Annotated in this window: 7 protein-coding genes and 1 pseudogene; 6 read left to right on the forward strand and 2 right to left on the reverse strand. The window is 73.5% G+C overall.

The window, feature by feature from the left end; translation table 11 throughout:
• Positions 1-34: 34 nt before the first annotated feature.
• A pseudogene (locus tag ACFV5N_RS21790) lies at positions 35-507 on the reverse strand (transcriptional regulator); the annotation flags it as partial.
• A gap of 132 nt (positions 508-639) precedes the next feature.
• On the opposite strand from ACFV5N_RS21790, the gene ACFV5N_RS21795 reads away from it, so the two are divergent.
• A complete protein-coding gene (locus ACFV5N_RS21795; RefSeq protein WP_385602378.1) occupies positions 640-1,584 on the forward strand; it encodes an SDR family oxidoreductase in 945 nt (314 codons plus the stop codon).
• A gap of 121 nt (positions 1,585-1,705) precedes the next feature.
• On the opposite strand, the gene ACFV5N_RS21800 is transcribed toward ACFV5N_RS21795, so the two are convergent.
• A complete protein-coding gene (locus ACFV5N_RS21800; RefSeq protein ID WP_385602381.1) occupies positions 1,706-2,557 on the reverse strand; it encodes an alpha/beta fold hydrolase in 852 nt (283 codons plus the stop codon).
• Between the two features lie 177 nt (positions 2,558-2,734).
• Here ACFV5N_RS21800 and argC point away from each other — a divergent pair, with 177 nt between their 5' ends.
• The 5 genes from argC to ACFV5N_RS21825 are packed head-to-tail and all read left to right on the forward strand — an operon-like array spanning position 2,735 to position 7,598.
• Positions 2,735-3,763: an N-acetyl-gamma-glutamyl-phosphate reductase gene (gene argC, locus ACFV5N_RS21805; protein ID WP_385602391.1), complete on the forward strand. Its 1,029-nt coding sequence runs from the start codon at positions 2,735-2,737 to the stop codon at positions 3,761-3,763.
• Positions 3,760-4,917: a bifunctional glutamate N-acetyltransferase/amino-acid acetyltransferase ArgJ gene (gene argJ, locus ACFV5N_RS21810; RefSeq protein ID WP_385602383.1), complete on the forward strand. Its 1,158-nt coding sequence runs from the start codon at positions 3,760-3,762 to the stop codon at positions 4,915-4,917. The genes argC and argJ overlap by 4 nt, the downstream gene beginning before the upstream one ends.
• Entirely contained in the window at positions 4,914-5,834 is a 921-nt protein-coding gene (gene argB, locus ACFV5N_RS21815; protein ID WP_385602385.1) for an acetylglutamate kinase, read from the forward strand. Before argJ ends, argB begins: the two co-directional genes overlap by 4 nt.
• Entirely contained in the window at positions 5,831-7,036 is a 1,206-nt protein-coding gene (locus ACFV5N_RS21820) for an acetylornithine transaminase (protein WP_385602388.1), read from the forward strand. Before argB ends, ACFV5N_RS21820 begins: the two co-directional genes overlap by 4 nt.
• 28 nt (positions 7,037-7,064) lie before the next feature.
• On the forward strand, positions 7,065-7,598 hold the full coding sequence (locus tag ACFV5N_RS21825; RefSeq protein WP_019435051.1) for an arginine repressor: 534 nt from the start codon (positions 7,065-7,067) through the stop codon (positions 7,596-7,598).
• Positions 7,599-7,735 lie beyond the last annotated feature (137 nt).

Consider the following 7,735-nt stretch of genomic DNA (forward strand, 5'->3'; position numbering starts at 1 on the left):
CCCGTCCCCGCGTCCGGATGGTCCGCGCCGTCTCTCAGCAGGCGGTCCGGGCGGTCAGGACGGACAGCAGCCGGAGCTTCTCGCGGCTGTCACCGCCGGGAACCGCCGGGTAGACCAGCAGGGAGGGGGACTGGCCCGGGTCGATCAGCCGTTGGCAGTCGAGGTCCAGCGGGCCGGGTCCGGGATCGAGGCACGTGCTTGACCCCATCGGGGCGGACGCCGGCCTGGTGGGCGTCCCACACGGCGCGGAACTCCTCGCCGCGGGCCGGCAGCAGCCCGGCGTAGTGCGCCGCCCGGGGCCCGGGGCCGCGCACCGTGGCCGGCTCGCGCGGGCCCGAGGCGGACATCCGGGTGAGGAACGGATGGTCCTCCGGGGCGTAGAGGGCGCGGGCCGGTGAACCACCGGCCGCCGATGCTGCGGGCCGGGCCGGTCAACCGGGTCGTGTCCGCGGGGGTGTCGTCCAGCCGGTCCAGGACGCGCGGTGGTCCGGGGCTGATGTGATCACCGATCCCCCTTGCGCGGCGTGGTGCTGCGGCCGGTTCCGCCCCGGCTTCCGTATCAGTGGATCGAGCGGCCCTGGAGGGCGCCGCGCGCTTGGCCCACCGTGGCACCGACGACCACCACCGCGAGGAGCGCCCATGTCACGCACACCGACCGACATCACCCTGCCCGACCTGTCCGGGAAGCGCGCCGTGGTCACCGGGGCGAGCGACGGCATCGGTCTGGGGATCGCCACCCGGCTCGCCGCGGCCGGCGCCGAGGTGGTGCTGCCCGTCCGGAACCCCCGCAAGGGCGAGGCGGCGATCACCCGCATCCGGCGGGCGGTCCCGGGGGCCGCCGTGTCGCTGCGCACCCTGGACCTGTCCTCGCTGGAGTCCGTGGCGGCCCTCGGCGAGACCCTGCGGGCGGAGGGGGACCCGATCCACCTCCTCGTCAACAACGCGGGCGTCATGACACCGCCCGACCGGCAGACGACCGCCGACGGGTTCGAGCTGCAGTTCGGCACCAACCACCTGGGGCACTTCGCCCTGGTGGCGAGGCTGCTGCCGCTGCTGCGGGCCGGCCGCGCCCGGGTCACCTCGCAGACGAGCGTCGCGGCGGCCCGGGGCGCCGTCAACTGGCAGGACCTCCACTGGGAACACTCCTACGACGGGATGAAGGCCTACCGGCAGTCGAAGATCGCGTTCGGGCTGTTCGGCCTCGAACTCGACCGGCGCAGCGCGGCGCACGGCTGGGGCATCACCAGCAACATCTCCCACCCGGGGGTGGCGCCGACGAGCCTCCTCGACGCCCGCCCCGAGGTGGGCCGGTCCAAGGAGACCCGGACCAGGAGGCTCATCGGCGCGCTGTCCGCGCGCGGTCTGCTGACCGGCACGGCCGAGACGGCGGGTCTCCCGGCACTGCGCGCCGCGACGGTCCCCGACGCGGAGCGGGCACCGTTCTACGGCCCGAGCGGCCTCGGGCACCTCGGCGGGGGCCCGGCGGAACAGAAGCTGTACCCGCCGCTGCGCGACAGCGAGGAGGCGGAACGGGTGTGGCGGGTGTCCGAGGACCTGACGGCAGTCCGCTTCCCGGCCGGCTGACGGGCCCGGGCGGGCGGCGGCCCGGCGCCCCGCGGAAGCTCCTCACCGAGTACGCCGGGCATCGCGCCGGCGTGATCGACACACCGACGGCCCCGTCGCACACCTCTGAACACCACTGGTCTCAGGGGGCGGCCAGGAACTCGCCGACCACCGAGCGGAAGCCGTTCGGCTCCTCGACCCAAGGAAGGTGCCCCGCACCGTTGAGCACCGTCCGCGAGACCCGGGGGAGGGCCTGTTCCAGGGAGTCGAGCGCCCAGCCCGGCCGGATGTCCTCAGCTCCGTGCACGATCAGCACGGGCACGTCCAGCTTCTCGCAGGCCGCCCGCAGTTCCGGCGTTCCCGAGATGCGGTCGACCTCGGCGTTGACGGTCGCGTTGCACGCGAAGTTCACCCCGAACCACGGCGAGGCCGCGGCCTCGGCCCGCGCCAGTGCCTGTTCCCTGTCGCTGTAGTCCGCGGACCACTGCAGAACACAGAACTCCCGGTCCTCCTCTTCGGTGCGCCTCCGGCTCTTCAGCTCTGCCCAGCGCTCCAGGTGTCCCCCGAGGTGGGCGCGCAGGTTCTGCCGGTAGGTCGACCGCCAGGTGTCGGGGCTGTCGATCCCGTTGCCGGAGACGTAGACCAGCTTGCTCACCCGCCCGGGGTGCTCCAGCGCATACCGCAGGGCCAGGTGAGCACCGTACGAGTGGCCCAGCAGCGCCATCCGCTCCAGCCCGAAGTGGTGGCGGACGGCGTCCAGGTCGGCCACGGACCGGGCGACCGAGTACGGGCCGCGCCGCTGCGACCGCCCGCATCCGCGTTGGTCCCAGCGGTGCACAGTGGCCCGGTCCGCCAAGAGCTCGGCCGCGTCGTCCAGGAAGTCCCACAAGCCGGGACCGCCGTGGCAGAAGACCACCGGAGTGCCTTCACCGGCCCGGGTCGCCCACAGCCGGGCTCCGTCCTCGGTCGGCACGACCTCGTCCACGCTACCCATCCGTGCAGTCTGATCCGGTGTTCAGCGCACCACAAGAGCGGATACGGACAGGCCCGCGCGCGATCATCCTCCAGGTGGAGCGCTCGGTCTCATCCGGCCGCGGGGTACGCCATTCGAGTGATTGCATAAAACTGCCGCACTACGTATAGTCATGCCCTAGCTGATGAGGAGGCGATGGTGGCCATGCGTGCTGCGGTGGCAGGGGCGAGTGGATATGCCGGCGGGGAGATCCTGCGGCTGCTGCTGGGGCACCCGGAGATCGAGATAGGTGCCCTGACCGGCAACTCCAACGCCGGACAGCGGCTCGGGGCGCTGCAGCCGCAGCTGTTCCCGCTGGCCGACCGGGTGCTGGAGCCCACCTCCGCCGAGGTGCTGGCCGGGCACGACGTGGTCTTTCTCGCCCTGCCGCACGGGCAGTCGGCCGCCGTCGCCGAGGAGCTGGGCGAGAGCACGCTCGTCGTCGACTGCGGCGCCGACTTCCGGCTGGCGGACGCCGGGGACTGGGAGCGGTACTACGGCAGCCCGCACGCCGGCACCTGGCCGTACGGGCTGCCCGAGCTGCCCGGCGCCCGGGAGGCGCTGCGCGGGGCGCGGCGGATCGCGGTGCCCGGCTGCTATCCGACCGCCGTCTCCCTCGCGCTCTTCCCCGCCTACGCGGCCGGGCTCGCCGAGCCCGAGGCCGTGATCGTCGCCGCCTCGGGCACCTCGGGCGCGGGCAAGGCCGCCAAGCCGCACCTGCTGGGCAGCGAGGTCATGGGCTCCATGAGCCCCTACGGCGTCGGCGGCGTCCACCGGCACACCCCGGAGATGATCCAGAACCTCTCCGCCGTGGCCGGCACCCGGATATCCGTGTCCTTCACCCCGACCCTGGCCCCCATGCCGCGCGGCATCCTCGCCACCTGCTCGGCCAGGGCGAAGCCGGGCGTCACCGCCACCGCGCTGCGTGAGACCTACGAGAAGACGCTGGCCGGCGAGCCGTTCGTGCGGCTCCTGCCGGAGGGCCGCTGGCCCGCCACCTCCGCCGTGTACGGAGCCAACACCGCGCTCCTCCAGGTCGCCCTGGACGAGGCCGCGGGCCGCATCGTCGTCGTCAGCGCCATCGACAACCTGACCAAGGGCACCGCGGGCGGCGCGGTGCAGAGCATGAACATCGCCCTCGGCCTCCCCGAGGAGCTGGGACTTTCGACGATCGGAGTCGCGCCATGAGTGTGACGGCAGCGCAGGGATTCCGGGCGGCGGGCATCGCCGCCGGGATCAAGGAGAACGGCAACCCGGATCTGGCGCTCGTCGTCAACGAGGGCCCGCGCCGCGCCGCGGCCGGGGTCTTCACCGCCAACCGCGTCAAGGCGGCCCCCGTGCTCTGGTCCGAGCAGGTCCTCAAGGGCGGCGAGGTCTCCGCCGTCGTCCTCAACTCCGGCGGCGCCAACGCCTGCACCGGCCCGCTCGGCTTCCAGGACACCCACGCCACCGCCGAGAAGACCGCCGCGGCCCTGGGCGGGGCGCACAGCGCCGGCGAGATCGCCGTCGCCTCCACCGGGCTCATCGGGGTCAGGCTGCCCATGGACGCCCTGCTGCCCGGCATCGACACGGCCGTGGCGGCGCTCTCCCGGCACGGCGGTGAGAAGGCCGCCATCGCCATCAAGACCACCGACAGCGTGCACAAGACCGCCGTCGCCGAGGGCGAGGGCTTCACCGTGGGCGGCATGGCCAAGGGCGCCGGCATGCTCGCCCCCGGGCTCGCCACCATGCTGGTCGTCCTCACCACCGACGCCGACCTCGACTCCGCCACCTTGGACCGGGCGCTGCGCGAGGCCACCCGCACCACCTTCGACCGGGTGGACTCGGACGGCTGCATGTCCACCAACGACACCGTGCTGCTGCTGGCCTCCGGCGCCTCCGGCACCACCCCGGCGTACGACGCCTTCGCCTCCGCCGTCCAGGCGGTGTGCGCCGATCTCGCCCGGCAGCTCATCGGCGACGCCGAAGGCGCCTCCAAGGACATCCGGATCGAGGTCGTCGGCGCCGCCGACGAGGACGACGCCGTCGAGGTCGGCCGCTCCATCGCCCGCAACAACCTCCTCAAGTGCGCCATCCACGGCGAGGACCCCAACTGGGGCCGGGTGCTCTCCGCCATCGGTACCACCTCCGCCGTCTTCGAGCCCGACCGGCTCAACGTCGCCATCAACGGCGTCTGGGTCTGCAAGGACGGCTCCGTCGGCGAGGACCGCGACCAGGTGGACATGCGCTTCCGCGAGGTCCGCATCACCGCCGACCTGGCCGCGGGGGACGCCTCCGCCGTCATCTGGACCAACGACCTCACCGCCGACTACGTCCACGAGAACAGCGCGTACTCATCGTGACCGACCACACCGAAGCCCCGACCGCGCGCAAGCACACCGCGCTGCCCAAGGCCCGCATCCTCGTCGAGGCGCTGCCCTGGCTGACCCGCCACCACGGCAAGACCGTCGTCATCAAGTTCGGCGGCAACGCCATGATCGACGATGAGCTGAAGGCCGCCTTCGCCCAGGACGTCGTCTTCCTGCGGCACGCCGGGCTGCGCCCGGTCGTCGTGCACGGGGGCGGGCCGCAGATCACCGCCCAGCTGGACCGGCTCGGCCTGGAGTCCGAGTTCAAGGCCGGGCTGCGGGTCACCACCCCCGAAGCCATGGACGTGGTCCGCATGGTGCTCGCCGGCCAGGTCCAGCGCGAGCTGGTCGGGCTGCTCAACCGGCACGGCCCCCTCGCGGTCGGGCTCACCGGCGAGGACGCCCGCACCATGACCGCCACCAAGCGCTACGCGCGGATCGACGGGGAAGCGGTCGACATAGGCCGGGTCGGTGAGATCACCGCCGTCGACACCGGCGCGATCGAGGCGCTGCTCGCCGACGGCCGCATCCCCGTGGTCTCCTCCATCGCCCGCAGCGCCGACGACCACCACATCTACAACGTCAACGCCGACACGGCCGCCGCCGCCCTGGCCGCGGCCCTGGGCGCCGAAACCCTGATGGTGCTCACCGACGTCGAGGGCCTGTACGCGGACTGGCCGGCCAGCGACGAGGTCATCAGCCGACTGACCGTCAGCGAGCTGGAGCGGCTCCTGCCGGACCTCGCCAGCGGCATGGTGCCCAAGATGGAGGGCTGCCTGCACGCCGTCCGCAGCGGGGTGCGCACCGCCCGGGTCATCGACGGGCGGGTCCAGCACTCGATCCTGCTGGAGATCTTCACCGACGAGGGCATCGGCACGATGGTCGTGCCCGACCAAGGAGAGCCGACATGAGCAGCAACCAGGACCTGACCGGGCGGTGGCAGGGCGCCCTGATGGACAACTACGGCACCCCCCGCATCCCGCTCACCCACGGTGCGGGCGCCCGGCTCCACGACGCCGACGGCAACGCCTACCTGGACTTCGTCGGCGGCATCGCGGTGAACTCCCTGGGCACCGGCCACCCGGCCGTGGTCCGCGCCGTCTCCGAGCAGATCGCGCGGCTCGGCCACGTCTCCAACCTCTTCATCGCCGAGCCGCCGGTCGCGCTCGCCGAGCGGCTGCTGGCCCTGGCCGGCCGGCCGGGACGGGTCTACTTCGCCAACTCCGGCGCCGAAGCCGTCGAAGCCGCGTTCAAGCTCGGCCGGCTCACCGGGCGCCCGCACATGGTGGCCACCGAAGGCGGCTTCCACGGGCGGACCATGGGCGCCCTGGCGCTCACCGGGCAGCCCGCCAAGCAGCGCGGTTTCCAGCCGGTGCCGGGCGAGGTCACCCATGTGCCCTACGGGGACGCCGAGGCGCTGCGCGCGGCCGTCACCCGGGACACCGCGCTGGTGATCCTCGAACCGGTGCAGGGGGAGAACGGGGTGGTCGTGCCGCCGGCCGGCTATCTGGCGGCCGCACGCGAGATCACCCGGGCCACCGGGACACTGCTGGTGCTGGACGAGGTGCAGACCGGCATCGGTCGCACCGGCCAGTGGTTCGAAGGGCTGGCCCAGGGCGTGGAGGCCGATGTGGTCACCCTCGCCAAGGGGCTGGGCGGCGGGCTGCCCATCGGTGCCACGCTCGCCTTCGGCCCGGCGGCGGAGCTGTTCGCGCCCGGCCACCACGGCTCCACCTTCGGCGGCAACCCGGTCTCCTGCGCGGCGGCGCTCGCCGTGCTGGACACCATCGAGTCCGAGGGGCTGCTGGCGCACGTCCGGCGGATGGGCGAGCGACTGCGGGAAGGCATCTGGCAGTTGGGCCACCCGCTGGTCGACCGGGTCAGGGGCGCGGGGCTGCTGCTCGGTATCGTGCTCACCGAGCCGCTCGCCGCACAGGTGCAGCAGGCCGCCCAGGCGGCGGGCATTCTGGTGAACGCCGTGGCGTCCGACGTGGTGCGGCTCGCGCCACCGCTGATCATCGACGAGGCGGAGGTGTCGGAGTTCGTCACGGCCCTGCCCGGGGTGCTGGATGTCGCCGACGCCCGGGCGAAGGCGGCCCTGAGCCACCGCTGACCGTCACCGACCGACCCGGAGAGGGAGCATGACCGATGACCGGCTGGGCAACGGCCCGTCCGTACCGCAGACCCGTACGGCCCGGCACCGCCGGATCGTCGACATCCTCAACCGGCAGCCGGTGCGCTCCCAGAGCCAGCTGGCGAAGCTCCTCGCGGACGACGGGCTGAGCGTCACCCAGGCGACGCTCAGCCGGGACCTGGACGAGCTGGGCGCGGTGAAGATCCGCAACGTCGGGGGCGAGCTGATCTACGCGGTGCCCAGCGAGGGCGGCTTCCGCACGCCCCGGGCGCCGCTGGGGGAGTCCGCCAAGGAAGTCCGCATGGCCCGGCTGGCCGGGGAACTGCTGATCTCGGCCGAGGCCTCGGCCAATCTGGTGGTGCTGCGCACTCCGCCGGGCGCGGCGCAGTTCCTGGCCTCCGCGATCGACCAGGCGGAGGTGCACGACATCCTGGGCACCATCGCCGGGGACGACACCCTGCTGCTGATCAGCCGGGACCCGGTGGGCGGCCAGTCGCTGGCCGACCATCTGCTGCGCATCGCCCAGAAGCAGCAGGAGTAGGGGCGCCGGGCCGCCCGGCCCGGCACCCCCGCCCGGTTCAGCGGTCGCGCTGGCAGGCGAGTTCGGCCAGCGCGGTGAGCCGCGCCGCGGCCTCCGGCGCCGGGCGCGCCCAGCGGAGCGCGGCCAGCGCCCGGGTG

The sequence above is a fragment of the Streptomyces sp. NPDC059853 genome, assembly GCF_042731495.1.
GTDB lineage: Bacteria > Actinomycetota > Actinomycetes > Streptomycetales > Streptomycetaceae > Streptomyces.